Annotated in this window: 16 protein-coding genes, 2 tRNA genes and 1 pseudogene; 5 read left to right on the forward strand and 14 right to left on the reverse strand. The window is 58.6% G+C overall.

The genetic code is table 11. The annotated features are described in order from the left end of the window. From FJ398_16145 to FJ398_16170, 6 genes are all read right to left on the reverse strand, one after another. A partial coding sequence (locus tag FJ398_16145; protein ID MBM3839467.1) for a hypothetical protein occupies positions 1-1,001 on the reverse strand: 1,001 nt, incomplete at its 3' end. A 44-nt stretch (positions 1,002-1,045) separates the two neighbouring features. Then, a tRNA-Gln gene (locus FJ398_16150) sits at positions 1,046-1,119 on the reverse strand. A gap of 88 nt (positions 1,120-1,207) precedes the next feature. Further along, complete coding sequence (locus FJ398_16155) at positions 1,208-1,681, reverse strand: helix-turn-helix transcriptional regulator (GenBank protein ID MBM3839468.1); 474 nt, start codon at positions 1,679-1,681, stop codon at positions 1,208-1,210. A gap of 85 nt (positions 1,682-1,766) precedes the next feature. Continuing rightward, positions 1,767-1,841: transfer RNA gene (locus FJ398_16160), tRNA-Thr, on the reverse strand. Between the two features lie 104 nt (positions 1,842-1,945). Next, positions 1,946-2,482, reverse strand: a complete 537-nt coding sequence (locus FJ398_16165) for a hypothetical protein (GenBank protein ID MBM3839469.1) — start codon at positions 2,480-2,482, stop codon at positions 1,946-1,948. A 33-nt stretch (positions 2,483-2,515) separates the two neighbouring features. Then, positions 2,516-3,928 carry a hypothetical protein gene (locus FJ398_16170; GenBank protein MBM3839470.1) on the reverse strand — a complete coding sequence of 471 codons (1,413 nt, stop codon included), beginning with the start codon at positions 3,926-3,928 and terminating at the stop codon, positions 2,516-2,518. 411 nt (positions 3,929-4,339) lie between these two features. On the opposite strand from FJ398_16170, the gene FJ398_16175 reads away from it, so the two are divergent. After that, positions 4,340-5,341: a hypothetical protein gene (locus tag FJ398_16175; protein ID MBM3839471.1), complete on the forward strand. Its 1,002-nt coding sequence runs from the start codon at positions 4,340-4,342 to the stop codon at positions 5,339-5,341. On the opposite strand, the pseudogene FJ398_16180 reads toward FJ398_16175, so the two are convergent. From FJ398_16180 to nusA, 8 genes and pseudogenes are all read right to left on the reverse strand, one after another. Beyond that, a pseudogene (locus tag FJ398_16180) lies at positions 5,294-5,954 on the reverse strand (FAD-dependent oxidoreductase). The gene FJ398_16175 and the pseudogene FJ398_16180 overlap by 48 nt on opposite strands. A gap of 324 nt (positions 5,955-6,278) precedes the next feature. Continuing rightward, the gene (locus FJ398_16185) at positions 6,279-7,394 is read right to left on the reverse strand and encodes an N-acetylglucosamine-6-phosphate deacetylase (GenBank protein ID MBM3839472.1); all 1,116 of its coding nucleotides are present in this window, start codon (positions 7,392-7,394) and stop codon (positions 6,279-6,281) included. A 16-nt stretch (positions 7,395-7,410) separates the two neighbouring features. Continuing rightward, positions 7,411-8,337 (reverse strand): bifunctional riboflavin kinase/FAD synthetase, encoded by a 927-nt coding sequence (locus FJ398_16190; GenBank protein MBM3839473.1) that lies wholly within the window; start codon positions 8,335-8,337, stop codon positions 7,411-7,413. 106 nt (positions 8,338-8,443) lie between these two features. Beyond that, positions 8,444-9,160: a tRNA pseudouridine(55) synthase TruB gene (gene truB, locus FJ398_16195; protein MBM3839474.1), complete on the reverse strand. Its 717-nt coding sequence runs from the start codon at positions 9,158-9,160 to the stop codon at positions 8,444-8,446. 2 nt (positions 9,161-9,162) lie between these two features. Continuing rightward, positions 9,163-10,215, reverse strand: a complete 1,053-nt coding sequence (locus tag FJ398_16200) for a bifunctional oligoribonuclease/PAP phosphatase NrnA (GenBank protein ID MBM3839475.1) — start codon at positions 10,213-10,215, stop codon at positions 9,163-9,165. Then, positions 10,121-10,498, reverse strand: a complete 378-nt coding sequence (gene rbfA / locus FJ398_16205) for a 30S ribosome-binding factor RbfA (GenBank protein MBM3839476.1) — start codon at positions 10,496-10,498, stop codon at positions 10,121-10,123. Before rbfA ends, FJ398_16200 begins: the two co-directional genes overlap by 95 nt. A 20-nt stretch (positions 10,499-10,518) precedes the next feature. Next, complete coding sequence (infB, locus tag FJ398_16210) at positions 10,519-13,029, reverse strand: translation initiation factor IF-2 (protein ID MBM3839477.1); 2,511 nt, start codon at positions 13,027-13,029, stop codon at positions 10,519-10,521. Positions 13,030-13,115: 86 nt separating this feature from the next. Then, positions 13,116-14,393 (reverse strand): transcription termination/antitermination protein NusA, encoded by a 1,278-nt coding sequence (gene nusA, locus FJ398_16215; protein MBM3839478.1) that lies wholly within the window; start codon positions 14,391-14,393, stop codon positions 13,116-13,118. A gap of 184 nt (positions 14,394-14,577) precedes the next feature. Here nusA and FJ398_16220 point away from each other — a divergent pair, with 184 nt between their 5' ends. From FJ398_16220 to hemW, 4 genes are all read left to right on the forward strand, one after another. After that, entirely contained in the window at positions 14,578-14,952 is a 375-nt protein-coding gene (locus FJ398_16220; GenBank protein ID MBM3839479.1) for a response regulator, read from the forward strand. A gap of 40 nt (positions 14,953-14,992) precedes the next feature. Further along, positions 14,993-15,823, forward strand: coding sequence for a heme-dependent peroxidase (locus tag FJ398_16225; GenBank protein ID MBM3839480.1), 831 nt, complete (start codon positions 14,993-14,995; stop codon positions 15,821-15,823). A 158-nt stretch (positions 15,824-15,981) separates the two neighbouring features. Further along, positions 15,982-16,188: a cold-shock protein gene (locus FJ398_16230; protein MBM3839481.1), complete on the forward strand. Its 207-nt coding sequence runs from the start codon at positions 15,982-15,984 to the stop codon at positions 16,186-16,188. An 86-nt stretch (positions 16,189-16,274) separates the two neighbouring features. Beyond that, positions 16,275-17,534: a radical SAM family heme chaperone HemW gene (gene hemW / locus FJ398_16235; protein ID MBM3839482.1), complete on the forward strand. Its 1,260-nt coding sequence runs from the start codon at positions 16,275-16,277 to the stop codon at positions 17,532-17,534. Positions 17,535-17,737 lie beyond the last annotated feature (203 nt).

The raw sequence follows: 17,737 nt of genomic DNA on the forward strand, positions 1-17,737 counted from the left end.
CCGAAGGGCGGCAGTTCTTTTTCGCCAGACTTCGTTGCTTGCTCCTTACAGATCCACTTCGGGATATGCTCGTCGCTCGCGCCTCGTCTGGCCGAAAAATCCCTTGCCGCGAACGTGAGCGTATTTATGAAATGGACCACTAAGGCGCACATGGCGATGACCGGCCGTAGATCGGCGTCCGCGTTCTCCAGCAACGCGCGCAACTCTTTAGCTGTGTAAAACTCAATCTCTTCAGGATCGGCTTTTTCGAGTGTCATGCCATCAGCCTCGAGCAAACGATGATTTGACGTCAGGTAGTCTTGCCGCGCGCACCATTTCAGGAACATCCGAACCACGTTGCGCCGTTCGTTCCGGGTCTTTGGCGCGACGTTGGCGTGCTGTCCCATGTAGGCATTCAGGTGCTCTTTGGTCAGGTCGCAAACAACGGTGTTCGGAAATGTCTGAGCGAACTCTCGCAGCCACAGGGACACCATGTAATGATACCCGCTCGAAAGCTGCGGGCGCTTTCCGTCTTTGGCTTCGGTCTTGTGTTTGCGGTTTTCAATGAATTCCTCGGCAGCTTGTGAAACGTCCTTCCGCTTTACGGTTACCACTGCGCTCAGATACCGCTCGACGCATTCGGCCAGCGTAAGCCCGTTGAGTTTCCCTGCCGCCTCGACAAACTCCGACACGGCGGCCAGCAGAGAGACACGCTTGCCCATGGTCTGCCGAAAAGATTCAAGGCGTTCGAGCGCGGCCAGGGCGTCGCGGGATTGCTCGCCAGTCAATGCGGCGGCCTGGGAACCGCTGGCCAGTTCCCGAACCTTGCGCTCGGCCTCGGCTTTGGCTTCGCTGTAGGTGCGGAAGGTGTGGAGCCGGCGTTGACCGGCCACGTAATAGGCCAGGCGATAGCGTGGGTATTTGGGACTCTTGCCGTAGATCGTGGCTTCGGCCCGGCGATGCCGGATGATTTGCGGGAACTTCACTTTCCGCTGTTCCGATTCAGCCTCTTTTTGTGCCAAGTCTGTGTCTGATTCTCAAACACCCTCATTTTCCTCAGGAAAACTGGCTGTCCGGCATGGATTCGAACCATGACAAAAGCCTCCAAAGGGCCTTGTGCTACCGTTACACCACCGGACAAAACCTCGCGAAAGTTATCCGGATTCACCCCGACTGCAAATAAATTCTCGGAGTCACTTTGCTTGCCGTTGCCGGAATTCGGTGGGAGTCAAACCGGTCGCCGCCGCTTGAATGCGCGGGCAAAGGCGCTTTGGTCGTAAAAACCGCACGCATGCGCCACTTCAATAACTGGTAGGGGCGTCTCGATGAGAGTTTGCGACGCGATTCCCAGACGGGTTTTGTTGATAAGCTGGCCGGGCGTGATTCGATAGATGCGCTTGATCAGGCGCGCGAACCGCACCGGAGACAGCCCGGTCCTGCTGGGCGTCGTAAAAGCTGTCGTGGGCATGGGGCCAAACCGGGCCGTGCGGCTTCGCGAACGGCGCCAGCCATTCGGCGAGATTCGTTGCTTCGCATTTAGCATTTTCGAGATCGGAGAAACCGACGACGATCCGTTTGCCACGACGAATAATCCGCCACGTTGTAGTAGGTCGCGTTGTTTTTCTGGTAGGGGTAAATCCGAACCGAGATGTTCCCACGCTTCGCCAAAACTGCGGCACTTTTCCTTTTCATGACCTCCCATGTTAGAATTTAGGATATGTTGTTAGAAAAAGCGCAGCTCGCGGTGGATTCCGCACCCGCATTACTCGTGTAACTCCTCTATGAATTGGAGCCAGTTGTCGGATTTGAACCGACGACCTACGGTTTACAAAACCGTTGCTCTACCACTGAGCTAAACTGGCTTCGTCACTATCGGGAGATTACTACGCTTTCCGCGCGCAGGCCAGCAAGCAAAATTGGGGCTGCGTTTCTCGATTCTCTCCGATCAAGACGCAGCAATTAAACCTCAGTCGTCCTTGCCGGCTACCTGGGCCTTGAGTGCGGAAAGTGTGAGAGGGAAAGAGATTTGCCCGCGTTCGGCCGAGTTCGGGGTGACTGTGTTGCCGCCGGTTCCGTGAAATGGATTTCGGACCAGGAGTTCGCCGCTCACTCCGTCTTTCGACACGTGAAATTTGCCTTGAGCCAATCCAACTGTGACGGCTTCGCCGCGCGGGTTCAAAACTAGAAAAACTACGACCTCCTCGCCGACGGAGTACTCGACCTGACCGGGAATCTCGACGCGTTCCTCTCCAAGGGTCCCGCCCCCATGCACGAGGATCAACGGATTTGAGGGCGCAGTTCCTTTCCATGCTTCGCGGATCTTTAGTTCAATCCGAGTGTAGAGGCGGCCTGCCGAATCGCGCCGGCAGTTCTTGTTCAACACTTGCCCATGCACGATCAACTCAGCCCGGGTCGTCAATTCCTGGATTGAAAGCGGCGTGACAATCGCCGCCACGAGCGGCGGGATGAAGAGAATCGCGAACAGACGAGCAAAACGATTCATTACAGATTTCGACGATTACGCAAAGACATTCGATCACCGAAAGCGGAGCGAAAAAAGGTCCGCGTCTTTCATCACGAAGCGCAGCTTCAGGGGTTGGCCGGCGAAGGGGCTGACGTCGCGGCCATTCTTCCACGTCACCACGCGGTCGATCTGGTCGCCGGCTTGTTCGATGGCATCGTTGATCGTGAAGCCGGGCAAAGGTTCGCCGGCGGCGTTCTGCAGTTCAACCCGCAAGCCGCCGGCGGCGCCGGTGCTGAAGTTCAAGACGAGCTCGCTGCCCGTGAAGGTCAGCGGCCTGGTGATAAATTCGCCGCCGTTGAACGGAGCGTTCACTGAAACAAAACCATCCGTGCGCAGGGTGTAACGGACGAGGTGACAGCTCGGCTGGGCGTAGTGGGCCTGCTTGTAGAGCGACATCTCGATCGGACTCGTCGGAATGACGCCGAGCGCGGTGAGGCCCGCACGCGAGGCCCAGTTGCCAGGGTCGAGTCCGGGCCGGATAAAGCCTTCCATGAAAGTCCGCGTGTATCGATTCGCACCGCGTGTGGTCATGAAGACCGCTTCCGCCGTGTCGCTCGCATAGCCAGGATTCACGCCAAGAGCGCGAGCCTGTTCGTCCGTAAGCACGCGGCGACCCGGGACAAAGCGCATGGGCGTGGCGAGGTAAATCTGTGGCGCGCGGAAATACGGGTGAGTCTGGCTTGTGTAAAGATGTTCGCGCGGCGTGTCGCCGAAACTCATTTCCACCGGCTCGGTCCAGTCGAAGAAATCGGTCGAAGTGGCGCGGCTGATGGTGCGGAAGTCGCGGAAACCGCCGCCGGTCCACGTGCGCAGGTAGAGCACGTAGCTCTGTTCGCTGGCAGACCAGAACGCGACGTTCTGCGAGTCGAACGCGCCTTTGGTGATCAAGGCCTGCTCGCGCCAGCGACGCCAGCGAAGGCCGTCGCCGGAGACGAAACCATGCAGTCCGCTCGCGGAGGTGCCGGCCAGCGCCTTGAAACGTTCCTCGGGCGGCACGCCAGGCCGCGCGTCCAGAAATGGCGCGAAGTTATGCGAGAATGGCGGCTGACCGGCGAGCACGACGTTGTTGCTGCGGGTGCCCTGGACCTCGAACAGACCGAGCGCCGGTTTGGTGAACGTGATGCCGTCTCGGCTTTCAGCGTAGCACGTGACCTCGGTGTTCGAGCCGTCGCGTCCGGCGATCGGATTGCCTCGATAGTAACACCGGAAGCGATCGCCGTCTTGCAGCACCGTGACGTAGCCGCAGAAGGAACCTTCCCACGGCGCGTCGAAACGCAGTGCGACGTTGGCTGGCCGCGGCTCGTGGAGTTTGAGGGAGCAGCCTTTGAGTTGGCCGATGAGCAGATCGTCCACAAACAACTCCAGGCGCGAACCGACGGAAATGGGGTTGGCGGGGTTGGGTTGCGCTTCAGCGGCTAAAGACACAGCCACGGCGGCCAACGAAACAAAGATGGCCCGTCGGAAACAGGTCAGCATGTTGAGGGTTTTCATCATGAGAAAACCAGACTAACCGCAAAGAGCGCAAAGATTCCAGCACGGCTAACGCAACCAAATTGACCACGGATTACACGGATCACACGGATGGAGAAGGGAGTGACCCACACCAACGCTTCCCATGAACCGAAAACCGTGCGGACCGCAGCCTTCAGGCTGCTTCCGGCCCCGCTCTGGAGTTCGGCGCTGAAGCGGCCTGAAGGCCACGGTCCGGGGACGGTTCATGGGATGGGAAGAAGGCATTTGCGGCCGCTGTCATGCCTTCCGACAATCGGGGGCAACGAGAGGTCGGAGCGCAGGAAGCCTGCTGACATTGCATTCGCAGCGAGGTACTTTCAACACGTGCCCCCAATCTCCCCGATCCTGCTGGCAGCGGTGAGCGCTCCGCCGGCCGCGGACTCTCAATCGAATTGGGTGGCTCTCATTCTTCGCGAGTTCGGACGGTCCCAGGCCACCGGTTTTATTTTTGACATGGTCAAATGGACGCTTCTTGGCGCGGCGATCGGGATTGCGGTTGCGGCAGTGGCCTGCGCGGTATTCTGGCGTTTGCAGTGGTATGAAATTTCCTGGCGATTCGCGCGAGCGCTTCGCTGGACGCTCTTCGCGCTCGCCACCGTCATATCAGGCGCGCTCTTCGGACTGGCCGGATTCTGGAGTGGCGCAATTGCCGGAAGCGAGCGAGTGCTGTCCAGGAGCCAGTTGGCAACCGACGTATTTCCGAAGATTGGCGACGCGATCGCAGACGCCATGGCCTGGGTGCAGGTTCGGCCTCAGTTTTCAACAATGACAAACGACGTTGAGCTGTCGTCGAAACTCGCAGAGTTCCGCGCCGGAAAATGGGAATTGCACGCCGAAGAGTTCCTGCAACAGATCGCCAGCATCAAAGGAGAGGTCACCAACCTCGTCGCGAAGGTCGAACAATCGACACTGAGGCTCGCGCCTCAACTCAAAGGCGGGTTAGGTGAAAAGCTCCTGCACCAGTTCCTCAAAGGCCTGGGCCGGTTGGTCGTGGAAAAGAAGGCGGCGAGCGAGCTGAAAGGCTGGGGAGCTGACCGAATTTACTACGCCATTCTTCAGGAGCTCAAGACCGCGGCGGCGAACGCCGGCCATCCCGACACTATTGCTCGCAGTGAAATCTCTTCGCTCCTCGTCGAGAAGGGAATCGTGCCCGCCATCATGAAACCGATACGGGCCACCGCGCGCGCGCAGCAGCTTCCCCTCATCGCCCTTGCTCTCATGGCCATAGTCCTGCCGCCACTCTGTGTTCGGCTTGCGCGCAGGTGGTCGGCTCGAAAATCAATTCAGGACCTGTCCAGCGGCAAGCAACCGTTCGCGCAGCCTTGAGTAAGGCACCTCTTGAATGGCGAGTCCCGCGTCGATGGCCATCGCCGCGGCCGTGGCAGCGGACTGGCCAAGGATCATGAAGACCAGTTCCACGCGGATGCTGCCGAACGCAATGTGCGAGGCGGAGACGCAAACGGGCACCAGAAGATTTTCGCACTGCGCCTTCTTCGGCAAAAACGTCGAATTTCTGGAACGTCTCGCGCCAGCCGGCGGCAAAAATGCGCAACAGCAATTCGTACTGCTTTGCGTCGTAGCCGTCCGGTTTCGGAAACGGAATGCGGTTGTCCGGGTGATCGGTGAGGCACATGCGATAGCAGTAAGCCTGCACCCTTTTGTCGCCCTGGCCGTAAACGCCGGGCGAATTGGTGCTGACGCGAGGCAACACGCCCGACGCCGGATCGCCGGGCACGACGTAGGGGCTGATCCTTTCTTTGAGCACTCCTAAATGATGGCGGTGATGCAGCACGCCCGTCTGCACGCCGTTCCATTGCTCTCCATAGGCCGAATTGGCTTCGCGGCCGACGTGATAATCGACTCCTGCCGCGGCCATCAAATCGCCTTCGTAGGTGGCGTCGATGAACATTTTTCCCGCATAAGTCTTCCCGCTAAGCATCGTGATGGAGGTGAGGCGAGCGCCGGACTTTTTCACGCCCTTGGAGCGGTCGAGCCATTCGTCGCGATGGACGACTGCGGCAATGCGGACCGCAGCCTTCAGGCTGCTTCCGCACAATCTCCGCAGTCGAGCATTGAAGCGGCCTAAAGGCGCCTAAAGGCCGCAGTCTGGAGGAATCGTTCATGGGAAGTTTCCTTGGTCTCAGAACCATGCACACGACCCATGAACCGGGCACGCGGAGCGCCGGTCTCCGACCCGGCGGGTTTCGGCGACGCCTTGTCATCGCGCCGGATCAGAGATCGGCGCTCCGGTTCATGGGAAGACTCATGTTCCTAGTTCGATCAGTTCGTCTTGCCGCGCCCTGATCAGGCAGAAGTGAGCGCGCTCTCCCACGGCAATGCCGGAAGATAGCCTCATAAAATGCGCCGCGCGCGTCGATAATCCATCCCACACGTCTTGCCAGGGCCGACCCAGCATTTGCGCGGCGCGGAACACGCCTTCGATGGGCCTCAAGGCCGAGCCGGCGAAGTTAGGCTTGCCAGGAAGGCGCACGATTTGGTCGGCTCCCACTTCCAGTTCCAGTTGCCCGATCTTGTAGCGCCCTGGCGGAGCGCCCGCGGCGGACATGGCGTCGGTCGTGTAGTAGATCGCCTCGGATTTGAGGACCCGGTGCACCAACCGGAAGAGCATCGGCGAAACGTGGATGCGGTCCGGAATCAAACTCACGGTCAACCCCGGAGTCTCGAACACGCGCCAAAGAATGTTGTCGTGCCGATCCAGGTCCTTCGGACAGCCGTTGGCCAGGTGCGTGAAGCCCGTCGCGCCAGCCTTGACCGCCTCGCGCAGCACTTCGACGGGCGCATTCGTGTGCCCAAGGCTGACCGTAATCCCGAGGGACACCGCTGCGGTGATCGCGTCGATGGCTCCGCCGCGTTCGGGCGCGACGGTGATGAGCAAAGGATCGCCGCCGGCAACCGCGCGGAGTTCTTTAATGTGCGCCGGTGTTGGGTCGATCATGCAAGCAGGATTGTGCGCGCCGCAGAAGCCGGAGACCGGCGACAAAAACGGCCCCTCGATGTGCCAGCCGGCGATGGCATCCTGCAACTCGCGTGATTGCTCCCGCAGCGCGCGAGCGCGACGGAACCGTTCGAGCAGTTTCGACCAATGATCGGTTATGAGGGTGAAGAAGAATCGGGTGCAGGCCGCGGCTCGCAGTTCGCGCGCGGCTCGAGTCAATTCATCGAGGCTCAGATTGTCGCTCTGGAAATCTACGCCGGCGTAGCCGTTGATTTGAAGATCGACCAGCGCCGGAGCGATCCACAAGTCGTCGGCAGCGGCCGCAGGCGCCGTTTCGAGGGCCGCGATGATTCCGTCTTGCACGCGGATCTGAATAAGTTCCTGCGTGGTGTAATGCCTGGCTATGACCGTCTCGCGGTTCATGGATTCCAGACTATTTTCAGCCGAAAAGCTGGCGTGCCGCCGCGACATCCAGCGCGATCTGTTCTTTGAGCGCATCGAAGGACGGAAATCTTTGTTCGTCCCGCAGCTTCTCCACGAAAGTGACTTCGATCTCCTCTCCGTACAGATCAGCGTCAAAATCCAGGAGATGCACTTCAAAGCGTTTCCGGAGCTCGGAGGATTGCACGGTTGGTCGGTGGCCCATATTCACGACTGCTCGATGCGCGGAATTCTGCATTCGAGCATGGACGGCATAAACTCCGTCCGGTGGCAGAGCGAGATCGGCGACATCCAGATTCGCCGTGGGAAAACCAAGCTGCCGCCCAAGCTGATCTCCGCGCCTGACGGTTCCCGCGACCGAGTAGGCTCGGCCCAGCATCTGGCTTGCGGCATCCAGATTCCCGTTTTGGATGGCCTCGCGAATCCGCGTGCTGCTCACGATCTTGCCATCCAGCGAAACCGCCGCCAGGCCGTGGACGACGAAATTCAGTTCCTGGCCGAGGGCTTTCAGCAAAGCGACATTGGCGCTGCGCCGGTGGCCGAAAGTAAAGTTGCTCCCCACACAAATGCTGTGAATCTGCCGGAACCCCTGCGCCAATCCGCGAACGAAGGTTTCTCCGGATTGTTCGCTGAACGCGCGATCGAATGGGATGAGGTACGTCGCCTCGGCGCCAAGGGAGGCAATCACGCGGATTTTCTGCGGAAGGGAATAAATGAGCGGCGGAGTTCGCTCCGGCGCGACGACGGAATTGGGGTGCCGGTCAAAGGTGATCACCACCGAGATCGCTCCGTGACGCTGCGCGTCGCTCACGGTTTGCCGGATGACTTGCTGATGGCCCAGATGAACGCCATCGAACACGCCGATCGCGAGACAGACCTTGTGGCTCGTTGCATCGAGTTCGGCTGGGGCGGCTATTGTTTTCATCCAGTTGCCAGTTGCCAGTTGCCAGTTGCCAGTTGTCAGTTGCCAGAGGAGAAGTTTTCGTTTCCCACTGACCACTGACCACTGACAACTGATTACTGAACACTGATTACTGCCCCGCTGCCAGCTTGAGAAACGGAATGACGCGCTCTTCAAGCTGAGCCTCGGACAACTTCAAGGCTTCCTCCAGAGGCAACGCATTCGCGACATCAAAAATCCCGGAGACCAGTCGCCGCAAGGTGGCCAGGTGCGCTCCGCAGCCGATCTTCTGGCCGAGATCATGAGCCAGCGTGCGCACGTAGGTTCCCTTCGTGCACGCAACATGAAATTGGCCGATGGGTTCTTGGTATTTCTCAAAGCGGAAACCGTAGATGTGCACGAGCCGCGGCTTGCGTTCGACCTCGACTCCTTTCCGGGCGAGTTTGTAGAGCGGAACGCCGTCCTTCTTGATCGCGGACACCATCGGCGGCGTTTGCAGGTGATCTCCGACAAACGTGGCCGCCAGGTCGTTCAACTGCTCGACCGTCAGCGGCGGCACGGGCATTGACGCGGTCATTTCGCCGTCCGCGTCGTGGCTGTCCGTGGTTTCCCCGAATTTGATGGTCCCGGCGTATTCTTTGTCGGCTGACATCAACTTCTCCGAGAGCCGCGTGGCGCGGCCGAGAACCAGCACCAACAGTCCGGTGGCATTCGGGTCGAGCGTGCCGCAATGCCCGACCTTCTTGATCTTGAATCGCCGGCGCACCGCCTCGACGACATCGTGAGAGGTCGGGCCCGCCGGTTTGTCGATGAGCAGCGCGCCATCGATGGCTTCGAAGACTTCCATGCTTAATGTTTCGAATTCAGCGCTTTCTTGATGGCGGAGATCACTTGCCGCTGTACCGAGAGCGGCCGCCCTGGAATCCGCGCACCCGCCGCCGCCTGGTGTCCGCCGCCGCCGAACTGGCTGGCGATGTCGTTGACGTTCACGTGATCACTCTTGGATCGAAGGCTGATGCGCGTGAGTTCGGGCTCAATCTCCTCGAACACGCATGCGACGACCACGGGTTCAATGGCGCGAATATGGTCGATCAAACCTTCGGAATCCATCGGGTCCGCGCCGGTGCGAGCGTAATCGGCTTTCTTGAGCCAGAAATAAGCGATCCGGTTTTCGTGGGTGAGGCGAAAGCGGTTATAAAGCAGCTTCAGCAAGCGGACGCGAGGCAGCGGAAACGATTGATAGACTTCATCGCAAATCTTCGCCAGGTTCGCGCCGCGTTTGACTAATTCCGCGGCGACGTGATAGGTGGCGGGGCGCGTGGTGGGATATTGAAACGAACCGGTGTCGGTGGACACGGCCGTGAACAAACAGTCACTGATAGCCGGCGTAATCGGCCAATTGGCGGCACGCAGCAGGTGGTAGATCAATTCCCCGGTCGAAGGCGCTTTCGCGGAGACCCAATTCAAGTCGCCGTAGCGCGTGTTGCTTTCGTGATGGTCGATGTTGATGAAGAGCTTTCTTTTTTTGATGCAGTCGCCGACGGCGCCGAGCCGTTCGAAGCTGGCGCAGTCCGTGGCGATGACACAATCAAACTGCAGGCCTTTTTCCGGCGGCTGGACCCGTTTTTGCGGGTCGAGAAAGAGCAGCTTTTGCGGAAGGCGATCCTGGTTCCAGCAAACGACCTCCTTGCCCTCATTGTGAAGAGCGAGCGTCAGGCCGAGTTGGGAGCCGATGCAATCGCCGTCCGGGCGGATGTGGCCGACGACGCAAACCGTCCGGCTGTCTCGAATCCCCTCCAGTATGCGATCAACGATCTTGGGGTGGGCCTTCATGAGGCAGGGACGACCGTTCGAGTTCGTCGAGGATTTGCAGGACGCGATTTCCGCGCGGGACCGAATCATCCAGGACAAACCGGAGCAGCGGAGTGTATTTCAGAACGACGGCGCGGGCCACCAAACCCTGGATGCGTTTGCGCTCTTTCTGGAGCAGATCGAGGCCTTTCTTCCTCTGTTCTTCGCTGCCGACGAAGCCCACATAAACGGTGGCGGATTGGAGATCGCGCGTTACCTCCACGTCGTTGACCGTCAGCATTCCGACTTCACTCAAGGGCAGTTCGCGGCGAATGACCTCGCCCAGTTGGCGCTTCAAAAGCTCCCGCACGCGTTCGATTCGGAGAGAAGACATGGCTGGACATCGGAAAGGGCTTAAAGTTTTTGCGGCACTTTTTCGAAGGTGTAGGACTCAATGACGTCCCCCGCCTGAAAATCGTTGTAGCCGTCCAAGCGGATGCCGCACTCCATCCCGGCGCGCACTTCGTTGACTTCGTCCTGGAAACGCCGGAGCGACTGGGTGACGCCTTCATAGACGAGATTGTTGCGGCGCTTGACGCGGACCTTGCCTTTGACAATCCGGCCATTGGCCACGACGCACCCGGCCACATTCCCGCCTTTCGAAAGCGTGAAAATCTTGCGGACATCCGCCGCGCCGATGACCACTTCTTTGACCAACGGATCGAGGAGGCCCGCCATGGCTTCCTTAACCTGGTCGATCAATTCGTAAATGATTGCGTAAAGCTTGATTTGCACGCCCTCGCGTTTGGCGACGTCGGAAACGCCGTTATCGATCCGCGTGTGGAAACCGAGAATGATGGCCCTGGAAGCCGAAGCGAGGAGAACATCCGATTCCGTGACGGTGCCGACCGCGCTATGAATGATCTCCAGTGACACCTTAGACGATTCAATCTTCCTCAAAGCCTCGACGATGGCCTCCACGGATCCCTGAGTGTCGGCCTTCACCACGACTTTGAGCACTTTGGAGGTTTCGGCGGCGAGCGTATCGAAAAGATTCTCCAGCGTCATTTTCGGCCGGCGCTCCTTGTCCTGGCTGCGTTCGGCTTCCGCACGCTCCTCGGCCAGGGTTCGAGCGGACTTCTCATTCTCGACCACGCTGAACTCAAGTCCGGCTTCCGGCACGCCGTTCAATCCGAGCAATTTCACGGCTACAGAAGGTCCGGCCTCCTTCAAGCGTTTGCCCTCCTCGTTGATTAACGCTCTGACTTTGCCATAGAACTGGCCGCAAATGACGGTCTCTCCCACCCGAAGCGTTCCTTTTCTCACAAGCACGGTTGCGGTGGGACCGCCGGGTTCGAGGCCGGATTCAATGACGTTGCCTTTGGCGCGCCGATTTGGATTGGCCTTCAGTTCCAGAAGATCAGCTTGAAAAACGATCATCTCGAGGAGCTTGTCAACTCCTTTGCCAGTCAAGGCCGAGAGATCGCAAAAGATCGTGTCGCCGCCCCACTCGTCCGAGACCAGCCCCTTTTCCTGCAACTGCTGGCGAGGCTTGAGCACATTCGCGTTGGGATGGTCGCACTTGTTGACCGCAACCAAGATAGGAACCTTAGCCTCGCGGGCGTGACTCAGAGCCTCGAGTGTCTGGGGCATGACGCCATCGTTAGCGGCGACGACGAGCACGACGATATCCGTGACATTCGCGCCCCGGGCGCGCATGGAGCTGAAGGCAGCATGTCCGGGAGTATCCAGAAAGGTGATCTGCTTCATCTCCTTCGGGCGCTCAGGATGTGGGATTAAAATCGTGTAGGCGCCGATGTGCTGGGTGATGCCGCCCGCTTCACCGGCGGCCACGTTCGTTTTCCGAATCATGTCCAACAATGTCGTCTTGCCATGATCGACATGCCCCATGATCGTGACGACGGGAGGACGCGAAACCAGATCTTCCGGTTTGTCATCGACATCCAGTTCGACCTTCTTGACCGGCGCATGAACGACTCCGGCGCCGCGCTCCCGCTTTTCGACTTCAAACCGGTAGCCGTACTTGGCGCACAGACGCTGGGCGTAGATTTCATCAATCGCCTGATTGACCGTGGCGAACACATTCCACTGCATCAAATCGCCGATCAGTTGGAACGGCTTCTTCTTTAGTTGCTCGGCCAAATCGCGGACGATGATCGGCGGCTTCAGTGTGATCAATTCCCCCGTCGTCGGTGGAACGAATTTCGGCTCACTGGCGGGAGGCGCTTTCGGTTGCTCAGTTCGCTGGGTTACGGGAACGGAAGGCCGGACTCCAGGACCGCCCGGCTGCCGGACTATGGGGGACTGAACGCCGCGCGAAGGGCGAAGCTCCGGTCTATCCCGTCCCGTGTCGAGCCGATTTGTCGGGCGCGGGGAAAGTTTCGGAACCGGCGAACGTTCTGGAGCCTTTGGCGGAAGTTTGATGAACCCCACTTTGTCGCCAATTCGAGGTGCGGGCGGAGAAGGCGGCGGCTGTGGAGCTTCAGCCACCGGTGGAGGCACACTTTCCGCCGGCACGATTTCGACTCCCTTCGACAGGGCTTCTGTTTCGACAGGCTTCAGAACGTCCACAGCGATCGCGGGAGCTTGAAGCATGACTGGCGCCTCAGTTGCCTGAGCGAGCGCAGGCACGACAGCGGGTGAGACGACCACGGCTGGCGGCGGCGGTTCCGGGGGAGGAGGAGCAGCGACAATTATGACGGGCTCAGGCTGGACAACTGGCGCAGGTGCAGGAGGAGGGGCAGCAGGCCGACCGATCTGCTGCTCGAGATATTCGGCAGTGATCTTATCGAGGGAGCTGGAAGGAACCTTGGCGGTGGTTATGCCCAGAGCTCTGGCCTTGGCAAGGACTTCCTTGCTTTCGATACCGAGCTTCTTTGCAATGTCGTAAATACGAACGGGCATAATCTCTTCTCTGCGCCTGCATGAGCCAAAAAGTCTTCATGCGCCTAACATGACGACGATGGCCTTCCAAAAGTCCATTCTGATTCCTACGCAACCGACGTTTCGCCTACGCTGTGAACCCGCCGCGCGGCCTCGGCTTTCACGGCCTCAACAATAGCCTCAGCCTGCTCCGCCAGTTCCGGGATTTCCAGCAAGTCGCTCACCTCAGCTTGGAGCAAATCTTCCAGGCTCTTCAAGCCATGGTGCACAAGCACGTCGGCCTGCTCTCGAGTAAGGCCGGGAATCGAGGCGACGGCTTCGACGGCTTGAGCGACTTTTTCCTCGAAACCCATCGTCACGACCGGTTCAGCTTCGATGTCCACGTGCCAGCCAGTAAGCTTGGAGGTCAACCGCGCGTTCTGGCCGCGTTTCCCGATGGCCAATGAAAGCTGGTCTTCGCTCACCAATACTTTGACCCGGCGGTTGGCTTCATCCACCTCGAACGCTTTGAGCTTGGCCGGGTTCAATGCGTTCGTGATGTAGGTTTTGATGTTGGGATCCCACCTAATGATATCCACCTTCTCATTGTTCAGTTCGCGAACAATGTTCTTCACGCGCTGACCCCGCAGTCCCACGCAAGCCCCGACAGGGTCCACCTTATCGTCTCGTGAGTAAACCGCCAGTTTGGTCCGGAATCCAGGTTCACGTGCGATACCCTTGATCTCAATGGTTCCGTCGCTGATTTCAGAAACCTCAAGCTGGAACAACTTAATGACGAAATTCGGATCAGCCCGTGACAGGATGATTTCCGGACCGTGCATGCCGTTCTCAACAGCCTTTACATAGCAACGGATCCGTTCACCGACTTGATATTCCTCGGTCGGAACACGCTCCCTGTTTGGCAGAAGCGCCTCAAACTTGCCCAGGTCCACACTAACGTCTGATCGCTCGAACCGTCGGACGGTGCCGCTGACAATGTCCCCGGTCCTATCCTTGAACTCAGTGTATATCAACTCCTTCTCAGCCCGGCGGATGTGCTGCATCAGTGCTTGTTTGGCATTTTGGGAGGCGATTCGCCCAAAATCCGCCGGAGTTACCTCCACTTCCAATTCTTCCCCCAACTGGACGTCCGATTTGAGTCGGCGGGCATCAAAAAGCGAGAGTTGGTCGTGCTTGGAAATGACTTTATCGGAGACCACCAGTTTCGCAAACGCCTTGATATCCCCGGACTTAGGATCGATCACGCATCGCAGCTCGCGTGCGGGGCCGACAGCTTTCTTTGCCGCGGAGAGCAACGCCTCTTCGACAGCCGCGATAAGGACATCCTTGCGGATACCTTTTTCGCGCTCCCAGAACTCGATAACGGCTAAGAATTCGGCGTTCATAGTTTGCTTCCCCTGTGGGGAATAAAAAAGTCGGTAGAATTATCTCCGACTTCCATCCGCTGGCAACCCAGCAATAAAATCTTGACTTGAACTGAACATAAGATCGACCCTTTTGGGCGTCAAGCCTCAAATCCTGCTCAAATCCCTTTGCAAATTATCGAAGGCCACTCCAATTTCTGTCCGTATGACCAAGCCGCTGGCGATCTGTCTCAGTGAGAATTTGTTGTTAGTCAATCAGTTAGTCAACCGTCTCCAGGAAATGGGATACCGTGTAGAAGTGACCCATGAAGGAAAGAACTTGGTGCCACTCGCAATCCGGGAAAGGCCTTTTCTGGTGCTTATGGACCTGGGGTATCGAACTACCGATGTCTGCCAACTTATTGCCTCCGTCAGGCAGGACGCGCAAACCTCGCACATCCCTATCCTCGCTTTTGGACCTCAGCGGGATGGAGAATTGCAGACTGCCGCCCATAAGGCCGGCGCAAACTTGGTGGCGGTCGAGAGCGGATTGCTCCAGCAACTCCCCGAACTTTTGAATCAAGTTCTGGAGATCGAGTGAAGTTCTCCCCTGTTTTGCCAAACCAATTCGATACCTCTCCATGACAATTCCAGCCGTCAAACTGACCAAAGGCATTCATGTAATGCACCTGTTCTACAATGTGGACCGAGTCCGTTGGAGCCAGTTGGCTTCGGGCCAGTCGAAGGAGGTTCTTTCCCGCCTGGAAGCGCTTTGCGCAAAGAATTCCGCAGCATCGCACCCGCGTGTCACCGCTTACACCAACGTCGGAGGCAAGGCGGATCTGGTCTTCTTTCTGCTCGCCGCCGAACTTGGGGAGGTCGGCCAATTACACCGGGATCTGGAGAACTGCTTTCCACCGGGGACCCTGCAACGAGTCTATAGTTTTCTCAGCGTCACGGAACTTCCGGAGTACGTCACAACCGAAGAAGATCAGCGGAACCTCCTGATTCATCACGAGAAACTCTCCCCGGAGAGCGAAGCCTTCAACAAGAGGCTATCGGAGTTGCGTCGAAAGCAGGCGGAATACGAGCATTACAGGCTGTACCCGGAAATGCCCGATTGGGAAGTCATGGGCTTCTATCCCATGAGCAAGCGCCGCACGGGTTCCGACAATTGGTATCGACTCGATTTCGCCGCGCGGAAACAGCTCATGGCCGGCCATGCCCGGGTCGGACGCAAACACGCGGGCAAGGTGACGCAACTCATCACAGGAGCGACAGGCCTGGATGATTGGGAGTGGGGCGTCACGCTGATGGCGCACCAAACCGATGCGCTGAAGGAAATCGTTTATGAAATGCGGTTCGACGAAGTGAGCGCGCGGTTTGCCGAGTTCGGCCCATTCTATGTGAATCTGCGGCTGGCGCCCGCCGCGCTCTGGGAACATCTGCACCTCTCGGTCGGGGAAAAGTAATCCTTGACCTTCGGGCCTCAAGTTTTTTTAATCCTTCCCAGCACTGACAGCGGCTCGTATGCCTCCAAGAACCCAAGAGCGCCCGCGGATTCTTCCGTCTCCAGATCCTTCCCAAGAGCGTTCGAAACCAGAGCCGTTTGTCCTAAAGCTACCAACCTATGGCCAGCGGCAAAGTCAAATGGTTTGACAACAAAAAGGGATTCGGCTTCATCGCGCAAGACACCGGTGAAGACGTATTCGTTCACCACACGGCCATCCTTGGCGATGGCTTCAAAACTTTGAACGAAGGGGAAGTTGTCAATTTCGAGATCATTGAAAGCACGAAAGGGCTCAAAGCCCAAAACGTCCAGCGGCAGCGGTCCTGAGTTGGCGTTTACGCTGCTCTTTCGTGTCTCCTCATTCTCCTCATCACGCGCGTTGCGCTCCGTGAGTTTTCGGGTTAAGACGTTCCATGCTCGACGGACGCCCCAGCCGCGCAACCGGACTCTATATCCATGTGCCGTTTTGCGCGCGGAAATGTGAATACTGCGCCTTCTATTCTCACGCGCCGGACGCTCAATTGGTCGAGCGCTACGTCAGTGCGCTGATCCGAGAGATCGGACTCGTTTCGGCCGGTTCAAAACCGCGCACGATTTTCTTTGGCGGTGGAACGCCTTCTCTCCTGACTGTCCGGCAATGGGAGAGAGTCATTGATGCGCTGGAACGCTTCCATCTCCTCGCCCCGGAAGAGTGGACCGTCGAATGCAATCCTGCGACGCTATCCGCCGAGAAAGCGCGGTTGCTCAAATCCGTTGGCGTCAACCGCATTTCCCTCGGTGTCCAATCGCTGGATAAAACGCTCCTCGATCGCCTCGGACGAATCCACAGCCGTGAAGCCGTTTTCAAATCGTTCGACCTGCTGCGCCACGCCGGGTTCGACAACATCAATCTCGATTTGATGTTCGCCATTCCGGGCCAGACTTTGCCCGTGTGGCGCCGGACCTTGATTGAAGCCGGCGCGCTCCAGAGTGAACACCTCTCGTGTTACGAAGTCATTTACGAGGAGGATACGCCGTTGTTCGTCCAGTTGCAGGCTGGCCGATTCAGCGTGAATGAAGATCTCGCCTGCGACATGTATGACGAACTCCTCCAATTCGCAGCCGCCCAGGGCTACGAACAATACGAGGTCGCGAACTTTGCCCGGCGCGAAGCCGGAAGCAAAAGCGAACTCCCCGATCGAGCTTGCCGGCACAACGTCAACTACTGGCGCGGCGGCGATTTCCACGGCCTGGGTCCCAGCGCGACCGCTTACGTCGGGGGCGTGCGGACGAAGAACTGGTCGAACACCGTCTTGTATTGCGAACGGCTGGATCGAGGCCAGCGCGCGATCGAATGGCGCGAAAAACTCACTCCGCTGGCCCGCGCGGGTGAAACCGCGGCGTTCGGCCTGCGCATGACCGCGGGCTGGCCGTTCGAGGAGTTTCAAACCGTCACGGGATTTGACCTCCGTGAGGAATGGGCCGCGGAAATGAGGGAAGCCGTCGAGACAGACCTGGCGAGCCAGGAGGCGGAGAGGTTCCGTCTGACGCCGCGCGGCCTGCGCTTCGCGGACGCCGTGGCCGAGAACTTTCTTCGCCCGGAACGCGACGCCAATGTCGCTTCGCGCGAATCCAGTTTCATGCTGCGAGATCTCCCAGCGCCTGGCGCAACACCCGTGCGCGCCCTGCCGTGAGCGCGGGCAAGGCAAGATGCGGCAGAAAGCCTCGGACGGTATCCTCTCCGTTGAGGTAGCTTAGTGGTCCATTTCATAAATACGCTCACGTTCGCGGCAAGGGATTTTTCGGCCAGACGAGGCGCGAGCGACGAGCATATCCCGAAGTGGATCTGTAAGGAGCAAGCAACGAAGTCTGGCGAAAAAGAACTGCCGCCCTTCGG

Source organism: Verrucomicrobiota bacterium (genome assembly GCA_016871535.1).
Lineage (GTDB): Bacteria > Verrucomicrobiota > Verrucomicrobiia > Limisphaerales > SIBE01 > VHCZ01.

Excerpts from the sequence above, each read along its gene's own strand:
- FJ398_16155 (MBM3839468.1), bottom strand. The coding sequence starts at position 1,681 with ATGGGAGGTCATGAAAAGGAAAAGTGCCGCAGTTTTGGCGAAGCGTGG.
- FJ398_16165 (MBM3839469.1), bottom strand. The coding sequence starts at position 2,482 with ATGAATCGTTTTGCTCGTCTGTTCGCGATTCTCTTCATCCCGCCGCTC.
- FJ398_16185 (MBM3839472.1), bottom strand. The coding sequence starts at position 7,394 with ATGAACCGCGAGACGGTCATAGCCAGGCATTACACCACGCAGGAACTT.
- FJ398_16190 (MBM3839473.1), bottom strand. The coding sequence starts at position 8,337 with ATGAAAACAATAGCCGCCCCAGCCGAACTCGATGCAACGAGCCACAAG.
- truB (MBM3839474.1), bottom strand. The coding sequence starts at position 9,160 with ATGGAAGTCTTCGAAGCCATCGATGGCGCGCTGCTCATCGACAAACCG.
- FJ398_16200 (MBM3839475.1), bottom strand. The coding sequence starts at position 10,215 with ATGATTCGGTCCCGCGCGGAAATCGCGTCCTGCAAATCCTCGACGAAC.
- rbfA (MBM3839476.1), bottom strand. The coding sequence starts at position 10,498 with ATGTCTTCTCTCCGAATCGAACGCGTGCGGGAGCTTTTGAAGCGCCAA.
- infB (MBM3839477.1), bottom strand. The coding sequence starts at position 13,029 with ATGCCCGTTCGTATTTACGACATTGCAAAGAAGCTCGGTATCGAAAGC.
- nusA (MBM3839478.1), bottom strand. The coding sequence starts at position 14,393 with ATGAACGCCGAATTCTTAGCCGTTATCGAGTTCTGGGAGCGCGAAAAA.
- FJ398_16220 (MBM3839479.1), top strand. The coding sequence starts at position 14,578 with ATGACCAAGCCGCTGGCGATCTGTCTCAGTGAGAATTTGTTGTTAGTC.
- FJ398_16225 (MBM3839480.1), top strand. The coding sequence starts at position 14,993 with ATGACAATTCCAGCCGTCAAACTGACCAAAGGCATTCATGTAATGCAC.
- FJ398_16230 (MBM3839481.1), top strand. The coding sequence starts at position 15,982 with ATGGCCAGCGGCAAAGTCAAATGGTTTGACAACAAAAAGGGATTCGGC.
- hemW (MBM3839482.1), top strand. The coding sequence starts at position 16,275 with ATGCTCGACGGACGCCCCAGCCGCGCAACCGGACTCTATATCCATGTG.